The 19,751-nt window shown below is 47.0% G+C and carries 14 protein-coding genes; 11 read left to right on the forward strand and 3 right to left on the reverse strand.

The features are described 5' to 3' along the window. Positions 1-195: 195 nt before the first annotated feature. The 6 genes from LZZ85_RS03130 (at position 196) to LZZ85_RS03155 (ending at position 11,569) form a co-directional block, all read left to right on the forward strand. Positions 196-4,284, forward strand: coding sequence for a carbohydrate-binding protein (locus LZZ85_RS03130; protein WP_237868480.1), 4,089 nt, complete (start codon positions 196-198; stop codon positions 4,282-4,284). Between the two features lie 588 nt (positions 4,285-4,872). Then, positions 4,873-5,103 carry a hypothetical protein gene (locus LZZ85_RS03135; RefSeq protein ID WP_237868481.1) on the forward strand — a complete coding sequence of 77 codons (231 nt, stop codon included), beginning with the start codon at positions 4,873-4,875 and terminating at the stop codon, positions 5,101-5,103. Between the two features lie 560 nt (positions 5,104-5,663). Continuing rightward, a complete protein-coding gene (locus LZZ85_RS03140; RefSeq protein WP_237868482.1) occupies positions 5,664-7,358 on the forward strand; it encodes a hypothetical protein in 1,695 nt (564 codons plus the stop codon). 1,400 nt (positions 7,359-8,758) lie between these two features. Then, positions 8,759-10,000 carry a PAS domain-containing protein gene (locus LZZ85_RS03145; RefSeq protein WP_237868483.1) on the forward strand — a complete coding sequence of 414 codons (1,242 nt, stop codon included), beginning with the start codon at positions 8,759-8,761 and terminating at the stop codon, positions 9,998-10,000. A gap of 22 nt (positions 10,001-10,022) precedes the next feature. Beyond that, positions 10,023-10,745 (forward strand): sensor histidine kinase, encoded by a 723-nt coding sequence (locus tag LZZ85_RS03150; RefSeq protein ID WP_237868484.1) that lies wholly within the window; start codon positions 10,023-10,025, stop codon positions 10,743-10,745. A 305-nt stretch (positions 10,746-11,050) separates the two neighbouring features. Continuing rightward, on the forward strand, positions 11,051-11,569 hold the full coding sequence (locus tag LZZ85_RS03155; RefSeq protein WP_237868485.1) for a hypothetical protein: 519 nt from the start codon (positions 11,051-11,053) through the stop codon (positions 11,567-11,569). Positions 11,570-11,588: 19 nt separating this feature from the next. Here LZZ85_RS03155 and LZZ85_RS03160 read toward each other — a convergent pair whose 3' ends face one another. After that, on the reverse strand, positions 11,589-12,110 hold the full coding sequence (locus tag LZZ85_RS03160; RefSeq protein WP_237868486.1) for a hypothetical protein: 522 nt from the start codon (positions 12,108-12,110) through the stop codon (positions 11,589-11,591). Positions 12,111-12,299: 189 nt separating this feature from the next. Here LZZ85_RS03160 and LZZ85_RS03165 point away from each other — a divergent pair, with 189 nt between their 5' ends. Next, complete coding sequence (locus LZZ85_RS03165) at positions 12,300-13,295, forward strand: S1C family serine protease (protein WP_237868487.1); 996 nt, start codon at positions 12,300-12,302, stop codon at positions 13,293-13,295. A 358-nt stretch (positions 13,296-13,653) separates the two neighbouring features. Then, positions 13,654-15,966, forward strand: coding sequence for a GH92 family glycosyl hydrolase (locus LZZ85_RS03170; protein WP_237868488.1), 2,313 nt, complete (start codon positions 13,654-13,656; stop codon positions 15,964-15,966). A gap of 134 nt (positions 15,967-16,100) precedes the next feature. Here LZZ85_RS03170 and pdxR read toward each other — a convergent pair whose 3' ends face one another. Continuing rightward, entirely contained in the window at positions 16,101-17,519 is a 1,419-nt protein-coding gene (gene pdxR, locus LZZ85_RS03175; RefSeq protein WP_237868489.1) for a MocR-like pyridoxine biosynthesis transcription factor PdxR, read from the reverse strand. A 114-nt stretch (positions 17,520-17,633) separates the two neighbouring features. On the opposite strand from pdxR, the gene LZZ85_RS03180 reads away from it, so the two are divergent. Beyond that, positions 17,634-17,867, forward strand: coding sequence for a thioredoxin family protein (locus tag LZZ85_RS03180; RefSeq protein WP_237868490.1), 234 nt, complete (start codon positions 17,634-17,636; stop codon positions 17,865-17,867). Positions 17,868-17,922: 55 nt separating this feature from the next. Here LZZ85_RS03180 and LZZ85_RS03185 read toward each other — a convergent pair whose 3' ends face one another. Beyond that, a complete protein-coding gene (locus LZZ85_RS03185; RefSeq protein ID WP_237868491.1) occupies positions 17,923-18,237 on the reverse strand; it encodes a hypothetical protein in 315 nt (104 codons plus the stop codon). Between the two features lie 319 nt (positions 18,238-18,556). Between LZZ85_RS03185 and LZZ85_RS03190 the strand changes: the two genes are divergently transcribed. Both LZZ85_RS03190 and LZZ85_RS03195 read left to right on the forward strand, forming a co-directional pair. Further along, entirely contained in the window at positions 18,557-19,180 is a 624-nt protein-coding gene (locus tag LZZ85_RS03190) for an HPP family protein (RefSeq protein WP_237868492.1), read from the forward strand. Positions 19,181-19,340: 160 nt separating this feature from the next. After that, positions 19,341-19,724 carry a response regulator gene (locus tag LZZ85_RS03195; RefSeq protein WP_237868493.1) on the forward strand — a complete coding sequence of 128 codons (384 nt, stop codon included), beginning with the start codon at positions 19,341-19,343 and terminating at the stop codon, positions 19,722-19,724. Positions 19,725-19,751: the final 27 nt, after the last annotated feature.

Below are 19,751 nucleotides of genomic sequence, written 5' to 3' on the forward strand. Positions count from 1 at the left end.
GTTGATGCTTGCGGCACCATCGATGCCAACTTAATATATGGTTGGCGTAAAAAGGAACGCAGCGAGCGCGGCTATACGCGGCGGACGCGGCGAAAACAGCCATGAATAAATTGTATTTCGCTGCGCTCGCTGCGTCCGCCGCGTTCCTTCTACGCCGCCCTTTATTCAATTCTGTAAACCTTAAACATTTGCCATATGAGAAAGATCACACTATTCGTTTGTCTTTGCATCCTGGCATGCATAAACAAACTTGATGCACAGTATTTATTGATTGATGATATGGAAGGACACGGACCAGCTTCCGGTAACTGGATCTATAATGCGGGTACGAATGCCACCGGTTCGGTGATCTTCAATTCACCCAATCCCGGACCGTCCTCTCTGAACTCAACTTCACACACAGCAAAATTTACAAAGGATACCAGCTGTTCAGCCTATATGGCCGCAGCGGTGACGCTTTCATCCCCGCTTGATCTTTCCGCCGGTGCCACTTTCAGGATGATGGTGTATAGCAACGTAAAGGAGGATGTGATGTTCAAGCTGCAGCCTGGAACAGATTATACGCAGGCGGTATTTCAAACATATCGAATACAAAACGTAAATCAATGGGAAGAGGCGGTATTTACTTTTCCCGGGATCAATCACCGTACTGATCTTAACAGGATCGCTATACAGTTCATCGATGGGAAGAAAGCCAATGGCATTCTGTATTTCGATCAGATCCAGGCTCCGAACCCTACCAGCTTACAATTCACTACCACAAATATCCCCATGGGAGCGGAGAGTGGTAAATTCATCGAAGTTAAATTGCATGGTGATACATTCAAGCCAGTGCTTGACCGGTCAAAATGGGTGACATCAACATTGCCTCCGGGTGTATCTGTCGATAGCATCGCAAGGATCAATGATACAACAGCCCGCCTCGTGCTGGCAGGTAATTCCGTGACAAACTATTCCCGTACCGTTCTCTCCCTTACAGTGACTGGAACAGAATTGCAGAATCCTAATGTTGCTTCCTATAGTGTGAAAGGATCGGTGGTGTTTGATGGAAATCCTAACTGGACGATGATCTACAATGATGAATTTGATACGGATGGTCTGCCTGATCCAACAAAATGGACGATCGACGCAAGACCCAAAGGCTGGATCAATAATGAACAGCAGGTATATGCAGATGCTACCCGGGACAATGCCAGGGTAAGAAATGGCAACCTGGTCATTACCGGGAAGAAAGATTTCCCTACAGGTGATCCCAATGCTCCATGGTCTTCTGCACGGGTGGTCTCATTGGGGAAAATGGAATTTCTTTATGGTAAGGCGGAGATGCGCGCGAAGCTGCCGCGTGCACGTGGTTCATGGCCCGCATTCTGGCTCATGCCTGTGGATAATGCGTATGGATTCTGGCCGAAAAGCGGTGAGATCGATATCCTTGAACACGTGGGCAACAATTTTGGAAAGGCAATGTGCGCTATCCACGTGGAGAATAAGAACTGGACGAATGGCGGCAATCTCGGCGGCAACCAGATCATGCCCGATGTTGATACCGTATATCATACCTATGGACTCGAATGGTCGCCTGACTCATTACGCTTTACACATGATGGCGTTGGATTCTATACATATGTAAATCCCAAAACAGACTGGAAAGACTGGCCCTTTGATAAGCCATTCTTTGTGATCATGAACGTTGCCATCGGTGGTGGCATGGGCGGTGCGATCACAGATGCCGACTGGCCGGATAGCATGCAGTTGGATTATGTCCGAATCTTTCAGAAAGGACTTGGAACGCCTGTGCTGGATTCGATCCAGATCACACCCGGTGATATATCGGTACTTCCTGGTAAAACCCAGCCATTCACGGCAAAGGTGCTTGATCAGAATGGGCACGTGATGAATGGCGTTACACCAACATGGAGCATCACGGGATCCGGAAATACGATCAGCAGCACAGGTATTGCAACTATCCAAAGCAGTGGTGTGGTGACGGCAACCGCTACTCACGATACCGTGACGCTATCGGGCTCGACATTCATTAATGTAAGAGCGACGAACTACAAGCCCGTTCCGGCAAGGATAGAAGCTGAAGCATTTGACAATACCAATGTTTGCTGTACGGAAAATACACAGGATACAAGTGGTGTCTTGAATGTCAGCTATATCGGAAAAGGCAGCTGGTTTGAATATGATATCAGCGTTCCTGATTCTGCCGCTTATCGCATCCGTTTCAGAGTGGCAGCGAATAGTGCCGCTGCAGTAGATATCAGGATCGATACGACAGTGTTATCTGCTGTTCAGATCCCTGCTACCGGCGGCTGGCAGACATGGAGAACAGTCGTTTCCGCTCCGATCGTATTCGGACCAGGGCAGAAAACCATCCGGATCACATCCTCTGCTTCGGGTTGGAACTTCAATTGGCTTCAGTTTGTCAATGCTGCGGATCACCAGGTTCAAAGCATGGCCATACAGCCGGATAGCGCAAGGATCCTGGTAGGAGAGACATTGCAATTGAAAGCGATCGGACGCGATGCCGGTAATAACTTCATCATGCTCTCTCCATCTCCGGTGTGGTCAGTGAACAGCGTTCATGCCCAGGTAAGTGCGGCAGGAATTTTTACAAGCGATTCCGCTGGTACTTATGTCGTGACAGCAACCTCCGGACCCCTGAGTGATACTTCTGTTGTGCGTGTGCTTGGAACGCCGGAGTTGACTTATATCCTGATCAAGCCTGATACGCTGGTTGTTCCTGTTGGTGCATCGCAGCAATTCACGGCAAAAGGATATGATCAGTATGATGCGCAGGTGCCGTTGATCGATTCTGTTTACTGGACTGTAACAGGTGCCGGGAATACGATCACCAATAATGGCCTGATGAATGCCGGCCCTACACCCGGTACCTATTCTGTTACCGCTACATCAGGAGGCCGATCCGGTACTTTGTCTTTACAAACGGGTTACACCTGTACGGTGAACCACCGGTACGAGGCAGAGACGGCGTCTTCGAAAGCAGCGGGGTTGACGGCCATTACAACCAATGATGTGGATGGAGCGCAGCATTTCGAAAATGTAACAACAGGGAAATGGTTTGCCTACAGTGCGCTTAAAGTTCCCTCCGCCGGGAAATACAATATCCGTTTGAGAGTCTCAACAACTGCTGCGGCAAAGATCAGGATAGGTCATGGTAACATTACTTACAAACTGATCGATCTGCCTTCCACCGGTGGGCAGTGGCAAACGATCTCCGATACACTTACGCTGCCGGCATTGAGCTATACCGGTATTCATGGAGTGTCGGGTAATTTTAAGTTTAATTGGTTCAGGATCGATAACTGTGCAACGGCGCCAACACCGCTGGCTACGATCAGGATAACTCCTGATACGATCCTTCTTGCTACAGGGAGCCAGTATTTATTTCGCGCAGCTGGTTATGACAGTATAAACAATCCGGTAAACCTTCCGCCTGTTCAATGGGCTGTGAATGGAACCGGCAACGCAATAGATTCCACGGGTTTTTTGATAGCTGGAACCATTCCGGGATCTTATGCCGTTACAGCTTCTGCGGATACAGTGTCAGGAGCTGCATTGATCCAGCTTGTTAACTGCTCCGTGAACAACAAGTATGAAGCGGAAAGTTTCTCCGGCCGTCATTCAGCGCCTGTTCTTGAAACCTGTACTGATATCGGCGGTGGTGAGAACTTCACCGGTCTTGCCGCAGGGCATTATTTTGCTTACAATACATTGAATGTACCGGCAGCAGGAGTATACAGGATCAGTTTACGCATATTATCCACTGCAACTTCGCAGGTAAGGATAGGGCACAGCAGCTTTACGTACAAAATTCTGAGTATTCCTTCAACCAATGGTGTCTGGCAAACGATCACCGATACGCTTACCCTGCCGGCATTAAGTTATACGGGGATACATGTTGTATCCGGTACGTTCAAGTTTAATTATTTTATGATCGATAACTGTTCCGCAGACTCGGTGGTCAATAGCAGCTCTTCGTTGCTTTTAAGTGGTGCAGGCAATGATACCGGTGATGTTACGACTGGCAGGGTCGTTTATCCGAACCCTGCATCTGGTATGATCACGATCGTGCCGGACAGTCCGGAGTATCGAACTGTAAGAGTGATGAATGCGGCAGGCCTGATCATTTACAACTGGGCCATCACGCCTGGCAATACAAGACTGACCAAAGATATCAGCTCCTTAAAAGCGGGAACTTACCTGCTGGTATTTGAAGGAGCGTCTAAAGAGAGGAAAACAGTGAAGCTGATCAAGCACTAAGGTTTTTCGGTTTACAACGTTGCCCTGCCATGTCTGCCGTGCTTTTGCCGGGAGGCGGGCGGGGCAACGTTTTTTTTTTCGATGGGAGCATCGAAAGACTCTTTTTTTTTGCCGGGCGGGCAAGGCGCTTTTTTTCGAGGGTTGCCTCGAAGACTCTGTTTACTTTTTTTGCCGGCGGGCAAGGCGCTTTTTTTCGAGGGGAGGTCGAAAGACTCTGTTTACTTTTTTTGCCTTGATGCAAAAAAAGTAACAAAAAAAGATCAAGGCTACGCGCAAATAGCCAGCCCCGCACTCGATGCGGGGGCTAAAAATTATGGGCTGCACCTGGCACTAAAATAAACTCGCCGGAGGAGAGTTTGGAATTGATTGGCGTGCTGGCTCAGACAATATTTTAGCGCCCTCGCCTTCGGCTCGTCGGTTACACCCATAATTTTTTTAACGCCATTTGCGCTAGGCCGCCCCGGCTCAAAGCAGGGAGAAGGCCTTTACAGGATTGTAACCTTACGGTTCTAGTAAGTTTTTCTGTTCTCTTATTATAAAACGTATCAATAGAAGAGCACCTTTTCAAACTATGATACCGCAACTGATATGCAACGAATCTTCCTCGCAAGCGAATCCTCCTCTCTCAACGCCCCCGGCCTTGGAAAAAATGGCGTTAAGAAAATGGGAGGCTGGCACCGTCTGAGCCACACCGAAGGTGTGCGAAGGCGCCAAAAACTGTTTGAGCCGGCACGCCAATCAATTCATCATACTTTCCCGGCGAGTTTTTTTGGTGCAGGTGACATCCTCCCATTTTTAGCCATTTTTTCCCAGCCTTGATTTTTTTTTGTTACTTTTTTTGCATCAAGGCAAAAAAAGTAAACAGAGTCTTTCGACCTCCCGTCGAAAACAAACGCCTTGCCCGTCCGGCAAAAAAGTAAACAGAGTGTTTCGACCTCCCGTCGAAAAAAAACGCCTTGCCCGCCGGCAAAAAAAGTAAACAGCGTCTTTCGACGCTCCCGTCGAAAGCAAAAGGCCTTGCCCCTCCGGCAAAATGGTAATCAGAGCCCTTCGGCGCTCCCGTCGAAAAAAAACTATCTTCCCCCATAAGCAAATAACACTCAATAAATAACAAACCATAGTACAACTACTATAACATAAAATATCGCTCTTTCAGAGCGCAAACACTAGGATTCTTGGTTTATGTTTTTAATTTTGCATTCTCCTTCCTCTCATCCTCAGCAAAAACTTTGTGTAGTAAGATTTAAGCGGTTGATCCTGCTATCCTCTTTAAAGACTTTGCCCATAATACTATAGGCGTTTTATTCTCCATCTATTCGTGAAGGATCCTTCAGCTAAGCTGCTGTTGTATTGTATTCGCCACTATTTAACCGTACAATATGAAGAAGGCCATCCTTGCTTTGCTTTTCACAGGCATAGTGCTTGTTCCGGCTTTTCAGGTTTTTGCGCAGGATGCTTATCGTACCCATACTGCTGGTAAAGTGTCTCAATGGACAGATGTTGCGATATGGCAGCGATATGATCCCGATCAGAAGGCATGGCTCTCTGCGGAACGTTTTCCTGCATCAGCTGATGGCGTAATAACCATTCAGACGGGTGACAGTGTAATTATATCCGGGATAGCGGCGGCACGTCTTTCGATCGATCAGGTCGTGATTGATCAAAATGCATCGTTGGTCCTTATGCAAAACGAAAATAGTGCAGTGAAGCTTAATGATGGAGACGGAGATGATATCACGATCAGAGGCCGTATGTACATTGGCGCAGAGGGAATGCTGCGTGGTGAGGGGAAAATCCAGGTAACAGAAACGGGTGTGTTCTCGTTGCGGGATAATGGTTTGTTAAGTGCATCGCTTTCTAACAATGGCACGATCCATTTAGGAGGTCAGGGAAACGGAGCCGGGTCATTCGCCGCTTGTCAGATCGTGAACAATAAGACCTGCAGATGGATCGATGGCCAGCTTATGATGGATAGTGCAACTGTTTTTACAAACAATGGATTGTTCCAGATCAATGCCGTGGCTGGTGATCTGATCTGCAATGGAAATAAAAAACATCCTGCAAGGATCATTAACAAAGGCGCGATCATCAATGTTGGTAAAGAGCATGTAGTTGAATTCCGCGTGAAGGTTGAAAACAGTGGAACGATCGGTGGTGTGGGTACCTTTGTATTCAGTGGTGGGGCAAACAGTGGAGGAGTGATCTCCCCGGGTGCATCACCTGGGCACCTCACACTCGGAAAGGGAATTCCTGCTTCACCTGTTATTAATATTGAGATCGCAACAACCGGTGCGGTGGCCGGTGTGAACTATGACCAACTGACTGTCCCTTCCCTGAGTGATCTTGCGGATGCTACCATTAATGTTACGAATACAGCCGCCGATTCTGTTAACACAGAGTATACCATCATCAATGCAAAGGCATTGCAGCTTGAAAAAGGAAAAAGCTATCCGCAGCTGACTGTTCATGCGCCAAGCAATTTCAGCTATTCATTTAAAGGTAACAGGTTAGTGCTGGTGAAGATCGCCAAAGATCCGCTTGAAATAACCTGGGGTGGATTCCGCGCCTTTGCGAACGGGAAAGATGTCATGCTTCACTGGAACACCGTTGCTGATACCCGTACATCTCACTTTCTTATCGAACATTCCACCGACGGTGTCACTTATAACCAGGTGAACAAAGTAGAAGTAAAACGCGGAGCTACAGGCGAGGTGAACTATGATCTTACTTTCACAGGGGCTGATCTTTTCCGTACAAATTATTTCCGCGTAAAGCAGGTCAACAAAGATGGCCGGACGGGCTGTTCTGTTGCCAGGAGCGTTCGCTACGACAGAGGCACCGTTAGTTCTTTCCAGTTTGACACAAATCTTGAGAATGAAGAATTACTGTTGAATATTCAGGCGAAGAATGTAACAGCGGCTATAACCGATATCACGGGAAAATCATTGCATGAGTTTGCCTTGCAGCCCGGGCAGCATTCTGTATACGTGGAGATCCTGCCGGCAGGAGCGTATCGGTTTAATTTTTATGTGAAAGGTGTGATGGTGGAGACGAAGCAGTTTGTGAAGTATTGAGGGCGCCGGGCGGGCGCTGTTTTTCGACGGGAGGTCGAAGGGTCCGTTTACTTTTTTTTGCCTTGATGCAAAAAAAGTAACAAAAAAAGATCAAGGCTACGCGCAAATAGCCAGCCCCGCACTCGATGCGGGGGCTAAAAATTATGGGCTGCACCTGGCACTAAAATAAACTCGCCGGAGGAATGTTTGGGATTGATTGGCGTGTTGGCTCAGACAATATTTTAGCGCCCTCGCCTTCGGCTCGTCGGTTACGCCCATAATTTTTTTAACGCCATTTGCGCTAGGCCACCGCTCTTAAAGCGGGTAGGAGGCCTTTACAGGATTGTAACCTTACGGTTTTTGCAAGTGTTGTTGTCTTTTATCAGAATAGGAACACGTTAGTTTGTGATACCGCAACTGAGATACCACGAATCTTCGTAGCAACCGATTCTTCGTTGTTTCGGAGACTCTGTTTAATTTTTTGCCGGACGGGCAAGGGCGCTGTTTTTCGACGGGAGGTCGAAGGGTTCGTTTACTTTTTTTGCCTTGATGCAAAAAAAGTAACAAAAAAAGATCAAGGCTACGCGCAAATAGCCAGCCCCGCACTCGATGCGGGGGCTAAAAATTATGGGCTGCACCTGGCACTAAAATAAACTCGCCGGAGGAGAGTTTTGAATTGAGTGGCGTGCCGGCTCAGACAGTATTTTAGCGCCCTCGCCTTCGGCTCGTCGGTTACGCCCATAATTTTCTTAACGCCATTTGCGCTAGGCCGCCCCCTCTCAAAGAGGGCAGAAGGCCTTTATATAAACGCAACCTCACGGTTCTTGTAAGTTTTGTCTCTTTCTCTCATGAAGTGCGCCCCAGCATCAAGTTATGATAGAGCTACTGAGCTAGAACGAATCTTCTCCGCAAACGCCTCCTCCTCTCTCAACGCCCGGCCTTGGAAAAAATGGCGTTAAGAAAATGGGAGGCTGGCACCGTCTGAGCCACACCGCAGGTGTGCGAAGGCGCCAAAAAACTGTCTGAGCCGGCACGCCAATCAATTTATCATACTTTCCCGGCGAGTTTTTTTTGGTGCAGGTGACATCCTCCCATTTTTAGCCATTTTTTCCCAGCCTTGATCTTTTTTTGTTACTTTTTTTGCATCAAGGCAAAAAAAGTAAACGGAGTCTTTCGACCTCCCGTCGAAAAAAAGCCTTGCCCCTCCGGCAAAATGTAAACGGAGTCTTTGAGGCAACCCCTCGGAAAAAAACGCCTTGCCCGTCCGGCAAAAAAAGTAAACGGAGTCTTCGACGCTCCCGTCGAAAAAAGCACCCTTCCCATCATCCCTCAACGAAGATCAACCCAGCAGACATCACATGCCTTGATCTTTTACCCCGATTTGTGTTTCCGGCCAGTGTAACGTAGTTTTGAACAATTGCATGCAAAACCTAAACGAGTCATTCAACGATCATCAATTATTACAGATCCTCGCCCTTTCCAAAGATGCCGTGGCCGTTTACACTACGCCGGATCTTCATATACGTTTTGCGAGTAATGCAATGCTGGCGATCTGGGGTAAAGACCGCAGTGTGATAGGTAAAACGCTTGAAACAGCAGTTCCCGAACTGCAAGGACAACCGTTTGTCGGATTGATGAAAAACGTCTGGCATACCGGAAAAACTCATTCGGGAACAGGACGCCCAGCGGATCTTGCAGTAGATGGAAAGCTGCAAACATTCTATTTTGATTACGAATACCGCGCTATCGCAGATGATAACGGTAATACTCTCTGTATTCTTCATACAGCAACAGATGTTACAGATCGTTTGCGCTCGCAACGTCTGATCGCAGAGAAAGCCACAAGCGAAACACGTTTGCGCCTCGAACTGGCTGCCTCAAACCAGGAAATGCTACTGGTTAACCGGGAACTTAAAACTGCCAACGAAACACTTTTCGACTCTACCAACAAGCTTGCGGAAAGCCAGAGCCATCTCAGCAGTATCATGGATAAAGCTCCTATCGGTATCTGCATACTGAAAGGACGTGAACATGTCATTGAAGTAGCGAACGAAACCATTCTCAAAGCCTGGGGAAGAACGGCGGAAGAAGTGCTGGGTAAACCTCATCATAAGGCACGCCCGGAATTAGCAGGCCAGGAAGTGTACAACTGGCTGGATGAAGTATTTGAAACCGGGATCACAAAGATCAATAATGAAATAAGCGTAATGCTTAAAGATGGCGACGGCCTTCGGCAGGCATATGTAAACTCCGTTTACCAGGCAACGCGCGGAAACAGTGGAGAAATAACCGGTGTGGTAGTGATCCTGGAAGAGATCACGGAGAAAGTCATTCAACGAAGAGAGGCAGACCGTATACAGGATATGTTCAACCTGGCTGTGAAAGCGGGTGAAATGGGAACGTTCTATTATGATCCCCGTACCGATCTGTTTTCTGCGAATGAAACACTGAAGTCATGGTTCGGATTACCCGGCGATAGCCAGATGAAGCTGAGCCTTGCAGTGGATGCCATTCAGGTGGAGGACCGTCAGAAAGTTGTAGATAGTATTACACGGGCACTTCAGTTTGGATCCGGTGGTCAGTTTGAAACGGAATATTCGATCATTCATCCTGAAATGCCGGAGCCGAGAATGGTAAAAGCAAAGGGGACGTGCTTTTTTTGATAAAGAAGGAAACGCACTAAGTTTGAATGGTACACTGATCGATATCACAGAGCCAAAGCGTGAGCAACAGCGGAAGAACGATTTTATCGCCATGGTGAGTCACGAGTTGAAAACACCGCTCGCATCGATGAAGTTATACCTGCAGTTGTTACAGCAGCACGCAGGTCAAAAGCAGGATCCGGTCGTTTCCGGGACCCTGGTGAAAGCGGTACGACAGGTAAAGAAGATGATCGGGATGATCAATAGCTTTTTGAACGTATCCCGGCTTGAAGCTGGCAAAATGAGAATCGATAAGCAGGTCTTTGACATCAGGGAACTGCTGGCGGAGATTGAAGAGGAAACATCAACAACTGTTACTTCACACCCTGTTATCTATAGCAGCGTAGCGGTGAAGGTTAATGCGGATCGTGAGAAGATTTCGCAAGTGGTGCATAACCTGATCAGCAATGCAACAAAATATTCAGCCGCCAGGTCTCCGATCGCGATCAACTGCCACTATGAGGAGGGTTACGCATTGGTATCCGTAACAGACAGGGGTATCGGCGTGAATGATGAACACCGTGAACGATTGTTTGAACAGTATTACCGGGTTGAGGCAGACAGGGGCGAGTCTGTTTCCGGGTTCGGGATCGGCCTTTACCTGTCCGCCGAGATCATTTCCCGGCATGATGGAACCATCTGGGTGGAAAGCGAACCGGGCCGGGGATCTACCTTCTTCTTTAAGATACCGGCATTGGGTGGGTAAGATCCCCGACGGGGCATCATTTCCCAAACCCTTAAAAATGCGCTTTAAACATCCACTAAGATACTACAAGAACTGGGCAAACCCTCCACTAACGCCTTCCAAGCCCCGCATAACCAGTAAGTTATACGCTGCTCAATCTGGCCTTTTCACCCAAAACCGATCTTTTTTCGACCAGGATGCCCTGACGAAAGAAACGCAGGCGATGCAGATGGTAAAAGGAAAATGGCCTCTTTGGGAAATTGTTTTGTTCCCGGCATCCTTCTGTTCAGGTAGAAATTACCGAACTTCAGGTAAAGCATTTGTAAGTGGCTATCTCCCGGAATCCATTAAAGCTTGTGGGCCGTTTCGACTTCATCACTCTCTACAAAGTAGGTGAGCAGATCCGCATGCGCGTACGGAGCCCGCTCAGCCGGAAGCGTGTGCTCAAAAGCCCGGAGTTTAAGAACACCCGGATGTATGCCGGACGGATGGCCCGGGCTTCAAAGATCGGTTCTAAAGTGTACCAGGATTTACCAAAAGAGTTCCGCCAATTCTGGATGTACAGGGCTTTTGTCGGAGAAGCAATGACAATGCTGAAGGAGGGACAATTAAAAGATGAAGAAGTGTTCAATGTCCTTTGGAATATGTATGCAGCACTGTGGCATAATAAACCGGTGGTCGAAGAGCGTCAACAGGTTCCTGTAATGGAAGTGAAAGAAACACGGGTGAATTCCGGTGTGCAGCTTTTCATTCGCTGGAAAGCAAAAGAGCTGGCTCCTGTCTGTCGGACTTGTGATGATTTTTTTGTGCTGAAATATTTTACGCCGGAAATGCGCGCTCCGTAAGTTCATCTGTAAGAAGTCATCATTGAAGTAATCCGGCTTTATTATTTGTGATGCCTGACAAAAAGTTGAAAAATCTCGTATAGCCCGAGTAAATAAATTGCATAGAAAAGAATATTGTGAACAACACTACGTATATCACGAATACGATCTGTAACGGATCAGTATTCATGCCTTCCATACCCGTATAAAAGCTGGTTTTAGTTCCTGAGATCAGCCTTCCGGCGGATACACATACAAGATGTATCAATAAAAAAGCGGCGCCATAAAATCCTGCAAATAATCTTACCCATTGACGGGTTGCAACCTGTTTGTGGCACCACTGATGCTTCAGCTTTAGGGCCGCCACCAGGTGACTTATGGTGGATGCTGTCAGCAATACTACGATCAACCATGAATGATCTGCCTGTTCCAGTCTTTGGGTGATCATCGTCCGGGGAAGATCAACAATAAATGAGAGAACAAGGTTTATGACTGGTAAACTCACAAAGCAAAGCAGAATGACTGCTGACAGAATATGTATGTTTTGAATTTTTCGGGACATGATATATACTGATCGTGATGCAAAACTAGTCTGACAGGGAAGCGCGGGATAGAAAAAATCCGACAATCTGGTATGCAAAGAAGCTCAACTGTCCATATGAAACGTTAAGATGTGCAGAAGGGAAGAAGAAGTACGAAAAGGTTAGTACTTTCGGTTTGTATGTTGAAAATCACAACTACAAACTGTTTTATGAAATACAAACAACTGCTTATAAACTTCCTGTTATGCGTGGTTACGGCGCTGTTGACCTTGAGTATGCACGATATGTTTTCTAAAAAAAGCAAAGAAGTTGAATTGATCCTCCCTGATGTGTCTTCCTCATATGCCGGATTCTCGGTAAATAATATTATGTCGCCATTTGATTTTACGGAAGCATCGGAAATGGTGCTGCCGGCCGTTGTTCATATTAAGGCGAGCATAAAAAAACGCAATGCGGACAATACACAACCGCAGAAGAAGAACGATGTTGAGAACATGTTTGAGAACTTCTTTGGCATCAAGCCAAATGTGTTGCCGGAGCAGCGTGCGTCGGGGAGCGGGGTGATCGTGACGGCTAACGGCTATATCGTTACCAATAATCATGTACTTGTCAGTGATCTTGATGGTACGCTGGCGGATGAGATCATCGTCACGCTGTCTGATCGTTCAACACATAAAGCAACGGTCGTAGGCCGCGATCCGGCAACAGACCTTGCTTTGCTGAAGATCGACGCGAATGATCTTCCTGTGATCACGATGGGCAATTCCGACCTTGTAAAAACAGGGCAATGGGCGCTGGCGGTCGGATATCCGCTTGGGCTTGATGCAACTGTTACGGCGGGTATCGTAAGCGGGAAAGGACGTTCGATAGGCATCAATACGAAACACAGCAGCAATCCGGTGGAGGATTTTATACAAACAGATGCGGTGATCAATACCGGCAACAGTGGGGGAGCGTTGGTGTCTGCTGATGGAAAACTGATCGGTATTAACGCAGCGATGTTGTCCGCCAACGGATCATATGCCGGCTATGGCTTTGCGATCCCCGTGAACCTGGTAAAAAAAGTAGTATCGGGATTTATAAAAAAAGGAGAATCCGGATCTGACGGAACGGAAGAAAGGCAAGCCGGGCCGGTCAATGTCGTTAAGGTAGGGGTTTGTTCGATGACCGATGACCGTTGGTCGATGGCCGGGCTCCGCAGTTGATAGTTCCCCAAAAAGCAGGCATCTTCCATCTGGAGATTTAGACAGGCGCAAGAGATTCCCTGTTTGTTCTTTGATTTCGGCCATCAGCCATCGGCCATCAGCCATCGGCCATCAGCCATCGGCCATCAGCCATCGGCCATCAGCCATCGGCCATCAGCCATCGGCCATCAGCCATCAGCCATCGGCCCTCGGTCTGATATAGTAAAATTCTTTGAACTTAACGACATTGGCCAGAAATAACCTTCCTCTCATTCTTTTTTGATCAACCCCACAGAATTGCCCAATTTTACGCCCTGAAATCGTGTTTCGGGCTCTGTGAGCTTAGCAAAATCATTAAAGAAGACCTTTGTTTATTTCAATGAAAAAAATCTTTCTCGCTCTGACAGCATGCTGCGGTTTATTCGCGGCATCTGCACAGCTTGCCGGACGTATTGATCCGGTTGAGCAGGTAAACCCGCTGATGGGTACAGATTCCAAACCCAGTCTTTCCAATGGCAATACTTATCCCGCGATCGGCGTACCCTGGGGAATGAATTTCTGGATGCCGCAGACCGGCCAGATGGGGAATGGGTGGGCCTATCAATATGCTTCCGATAAGATCCGGGGTTTTAAACAAACGCATCAACCATCACCCTGGATGAATGACTACGGTCAGTTCTCCATCATGCCGGTGACCAAACACCTGAGCTTCCGGCAGGATGACCGCGCAAGCTGGTTCTCGCATAAAGCGGAGGTATCAAAACCATACTACTACAGCGTTTACCTGGCGGATCATGATGTGACCGCTGAACTTACCACCACAGAAAGAGCGGCACAGTTCCAGGTCACCTATCCGGCAACAGACAGTTCTTTTCTTGTGATCGATGGATTCAATCGCGGTTCCTATATCAAAGTGATCCCCGCACAGAAAAAGATCATTGGTTATACGACCCGCTACAGCCGTGGCAAACTGACCAACTTCAAGAATTATTTTGTTATTCAAAGCGATAAAGCGTTTTCGCTTTCTTATACCTGGCACGATAGCACGCTGGTAAAAGACAGCCTGGAATTAACGGCTGATCATGCAGGAGCGGTGATCGGTTTTAAAACAGCGAAAGGAGAGAAGGTGAATTTCAAAATAGCGTCTTCCTTTATCAGTTTTGAACAGGCAGAGATCAATCTGAACCGTGAGATCGGTGCTGATAATTTCGAAACAACTAAGAAGAAATCCAAAGAAAGCTGGAATAAGCAATTGGGTAAAGTGCTGGTTGACGGCGGTACGCCTGAGCAGACACAAACTTTTTATTCCTGCTTATACCGGGCAGTGCAATTCCCTCAACGCCTGTATGAGGTTGATGCGGCCGGTAAGGTCATCCACTGGAGCCCGTACAACGGCCAGGTGCTTCCCGGCTATATGTTTGGCGGAACAGGTTTTTGGGATACGTTCCGTGCCTTGTATCCCTTGTTGAATTTCCTTTACCCGGAGATCAATAAAGAAATGCAGGAGGGACTGATCAACGATTATAAAGAAGGAGGATTTCTTCCTGAATGGTCAAGCCCCGGATTTGCAGACATCATGGTTGGGAACAACTCTGCTTCTGTGGTATCTGATGCCTACATCAAGGGATTGCGCGGGTATGATATCAATACGCTTTATGAAGCATTGAAACATGGTGCGAATAATGAAGGTCCTATGACGGCTGTTGGCCGCAAAGGTGTTGAGTACTATAACCGCCTTGGCTACGTGCCGTATGATGTAAAGATCAATGAAAATGCCGCACGTACGCTGGAATATGCATACGATGATTTCACGATCTATCAGCTTGGAAAAGCGTTGGGCAAACCAAAAGAAGAGTTGCAGCTCTACGCAAAACGCTCTCAGAATTTCCGCAACCTGTTTGATGCGCAGTCCAAACTGATGCGTGGTAAAAACCAGGATGGAACATTTCAGTCACCATTCAATCCATTCAAATGGGGTGATGCGTTCACAGAGGGCAATAGCTGGCATTACAGCTGGAGCGTGTTCCAGGATATTGAAGGGTTGAAACAATTAATGGGTGGGAACAAGGCATTTTCCGGTATGCTGGATTCAGTATTCAATATGCCGCCTGTTTTTGATGATAGCTATTATGGTGGTGTGATCCATGAGATCAGGGAAATGCAGATCATGAACATGGGCCAGTATGCTCACGGCAATCAGCCTATTCAGCATATGATCTATCTCTATAATTATTCAGGTGAACCCTGGAAAACGCAGTACTGGACACGCGAGGCGATGAACCGTCTTTATAAGCCAACACCGGATGGTTATTGTGGTGATGAAGATAATGGTCAGACGTCTGCCTGGTATGTATTCTCTGCGCTTGGATTCTATCCGGTATGCCCGGGCACAGATCAGTATGTACTGGGAGCTCCGCTGTTTAAAAAAGTAACAGTTACACTGGAAGGTGGAAAGCAACTGGTGATCAATTCGCCGGCTAACAATGCCGCGAATCGTTATGTTCAGTCTGTTTCCCTTAACGGAAAGAGTTGGTCAAATAACTGGCTGAATCACTTCGAACTGAAAAAGGGAGGTACGCTGAACTTCAGCATGAGTGCAGTTCCTAACAAACAGCGCGGGACCGCTGCTGCAAATTATCCTTATTCTTCATCCACTGATCCGTCTTTCAAAGCATTACTGGAAGGAAAGTGATAGGAAAGCTTAAACAGAGAATGTTTTACGATCGCCGCTGATACAACTCAGCGGCGATCGCATTTTCCGGAGAAAATAAATACCGGGACCTCTAATGATTTCTGATGAAGAAGATACCGTTGATAGTGGTGATATCAGAGCAATGTTGCCAGTGCTTTTATCCCTTCTTCCAGTTGCTTTTCTGTGAGGGATCCATATCCAAATCTGAAACCATTCACGGGTTTTGCAAGGCTATAGCTGGCCGGGGTGATGATCCTGATCCCTTTCTTCTGAAGTTTCAGGGCAATGTCTTCCCAGTTGACTTTTGCATAAGGTTCGATCCAGAAAGCAAGCCCGCCGTCGGGTGTGCGGAAACTGACCTTATTGCTTAAGTGTTTATTGAGCAGAGTTTCGGTTAGTTCACGCTTATTTCGGTAGTAGGTTGTTGCTTTCTTCAAATGTCTTTTGATCGTACCGTCTTCGATCAGTTGAAGTATTGCCTGTTCCATGATCGCATCACTCTGGACGTCTATAAGCTGCCTGAGCGAAGCAGCTTTTTCGATCAGTTTTTTGTCATTGCCTGAAAGGTAGCCAATGCGCAGTGATGCTGCAACGACCTTGCTCATGGTCCCGATATAGATATAGTTCTTCAATTCACTGAAACTGGAAAGCGGCAGTACGGGCCTGTAACCGAAGTGGAATTCATTATCATAGTCATCCTCGATGATCGTAAAGCCATGCTGATTGGAAAGCTGTATCAGTTGCATTCGTCTTTGCAGGGACAGCGTGACCGTGGTAGGATACTGGTGGTGCGGTGTAGTGTAAATGGCTTTGATCTTTTTTCCTGAATTGAGGTGCAGGAGTACATCGTCGATCAGCAGGCCTTCATCATCGAGGCGAACGGCAAGAAGTTTTGCGCCCGCTTTTTCGAATGCTTTCCAGGCGGGTTTATAACCGGGATGTTCTACCATTACATAGTCGCCTTCATCTATAAGTACATGTGCAGCCAGGTACATAGCCATTTGGCTTCCCCTGGTGATGCAGACCAGTTGTTCATTTGTTTGCATCCCGCGCTGCTGGTTGAGCATATTGACGATCGCTTTTCTAAAGCCGGGAGAGCCCATTGCGTCGCCATATCCCATCATTTGCCAGCGGGCTTTTTGTTTGAAGATCTGGCGATAGGCACGGGCGAGCTCATCTACCGGTGCAATACGCGAATCAGGATGACCATCATCGATGCTGATGCGAACAGGGGAAACGGGTTCTGTGACTGATGCAGGCTGGATATCGGCCTTTCTTTTCCTGGTCTGGCTGGGTAGGGTATTTGCGACAAATGTACCCTTCCGTTCGTTGGATACAAGCCATTCTTCATTGAGCAGAACATTCAATGCCTCTACGATCGTATTTCTGTTTAACCCAAGATCATGTGCGAGTGTTCTGCTGCCGGGTAACGCATCACCTGGTTTTAATCTGCCGGACTGTATATCTGAAATGATCGCGTCCGCAATCTGGAGATACACTGCCTTTCCTGCTTTGGGATCAATAGTAATGGAAAGCTTCCACGGTCTCAGCATCTGGACTATCTGTTTTTGTTAAAACTGTATCACCTGTCTGATCCAAATGTAAAATAATTTTGAGATTCATTGATGAACATAACAGTTCGTTTTTTTTAGCTCTAAATTTTTAATATGGCAAAGTCAGTTTTTTATCATGCAGGATGTCCTGTATGCATTAGTGCGGAACATGATATAGTGGAATTGATAGGAGCGGAGAAGGTGGAGATCGTTCACCTGGGAGAGGTGAGCAGCAGGATCGGAGAGGCGGAAGCTGCGGGTGTAAAATCGGTTCCGGCATTGGTTACATCCAATGGCAATGTATTGCACATCAATTTTGGCGCTTCTATTGCTGATGTGAAGGGATGATCTGTATTGGTTTCACCGGCTGTTCTACCCGGTGAAACCATTTCCGGAATGTTTTTTATCCGAGATCTTTCATCATCAACCCGATCTTGGCAAAGATCTCCCCTACTCCCAGTGTTACCCAAACAATAAAGAGTGCCAGTACTATTTTAATGACGCCGGGGATCGCGAAACCGGTCATACGGAAAAGGATGCGCGTGGAAAAGGGGAAAAATGCAAATGACAGCAGGATAAGGAATATGCCGAAAAGGCTGTCATTTCCCCAAAAGGTGTTGATCAGTCCCGCGGCGACTGTCACAATCCCGAAAGAGATAGAAAGCTTCTGTGAAAGGGTTGTATCCTGGATGGTGGTTGGAGTGGGTTTATGAATCATGACGTTGTGTTTTGTTGTTTATTAATAATCAGCCAGATACAAATTATGTCTACGCAATCTGTGTTGCTTCTAAAAGTACTTTGTATTTCAAAGTTAAATTGAATTTTCCATTATCACAATAGTGGTCAGAAAATATTTTTGCGCGGGCCTTTATTGCAGGCTCTGGAGGGTTGCGGGTTTCAGGGCGATTGGGTATAGCTGGAACAGATCTTCTGCCACGCTATTGCAAAAACATGTAGATGGCTGTTCTCCATTTACATGGCAGTTTGGACCTCCTTTTCTATAATGCTTAAATTGCACCCGGATCAAAAGATACCGGATGAAAAAGTATATCAGTCGTGGGTTAAGGATCAGCAGGTATGTTGTGTACAAAGAGACACTGCTGGATTTTAAAGAACAATTCTGGTCTTTTACCGGTTCTTTTATTGGCGTAGGGCTTATTGCCTTTATTCAAAGCCGTTTTCTTTCTTCTATGGAGAATGTGTTTCTGATCGGATCATTTGGGGCGAGCAGTGTATTGATCTATGGCGCGATCCAAAGCCCGCTTGCTCAACCAAGAAACCTGATCGGTGGGCATGTGATCAGCGCCCTGGTTGGTGTTACCGTGTATAAGCTCCTGCCGGAGCTGATCTGGATCACCGCGCCGATGGCGGTTTCCGTTTCTATTATTGCGATGCAGGTAACGAAAACACTTCATCCTCCTGGCGGGGCGACCGCTTTGATCGCTGTTATCGGTTCAGAGAAGATCAAAACGCTCGGGTATTTTTATGTGCTTTCTCCGGTTCTCTCCGGGGTCTTGATACTGCTGATAGTCGCCCTCTTGTTTAATAACATGACGAGTAACAGACGCTACCCAACCAATGGACGTTTCTCTCGTACGATCAGATGGGCCATCAGCCCGGTACGGCATCAGATCCGCAAGCTGAAAAAGAATACGGACTGATCGGTTCCGACGTTGGGTTTACAAAACCTTTTTGGGGAAAGTTTGCCACAAAATTTCGGGATAAGCGATGATTGCCGCTGATGGACTTGTCTGCAGTGGCGGATCGGATATTATTGAAATTCTGGCACAGATTTTTTAGTGTGTTGACAAACCATTCAATATGCTTAACTCAACCACCACTGTGGAGTCCAAGAAGATCCTGATCATCGAAGATGAAGGAGATATATGTTTACTGCTGAATATCATGCTGAAAAAGGATGAGATAGACCTGGAGCATGTTCGCAGTCTGGCTGCCGCTAAAGAATATCTGGCCGAAGAAAAGCCTCATCTTATTCTGCTGGATAACAAATTGCCTGATGGCTTTGGCGTAGACTTTATCAATTATATACGTTCTAATCATCCTGATATCAAGATCCTGATGATCTCCGGATTTCATGCTTCTGCCGTAAAAGATGTAGCTCTTTTTGCTGGTGCCGATGGATTCCTTGAGAAGCCGTTCAGCCGCGAACAGGTCTATTCTTCTGTACAGGCCTTGTTGAACTGATCTTAGCAGATTGATCAATACCCGTTA

The sequence above is a fragment of the Terrimonas ginsenosidimutans genome (assembly GCF_022012415.1).
Taxonomy (GTDB): Bacteria; Bacteroidota; Bacteroidia; order Chitinophagales; family Chitinophagaceae; genus Terrimonas_A; species Terrimonas_A ginsenosidimutans.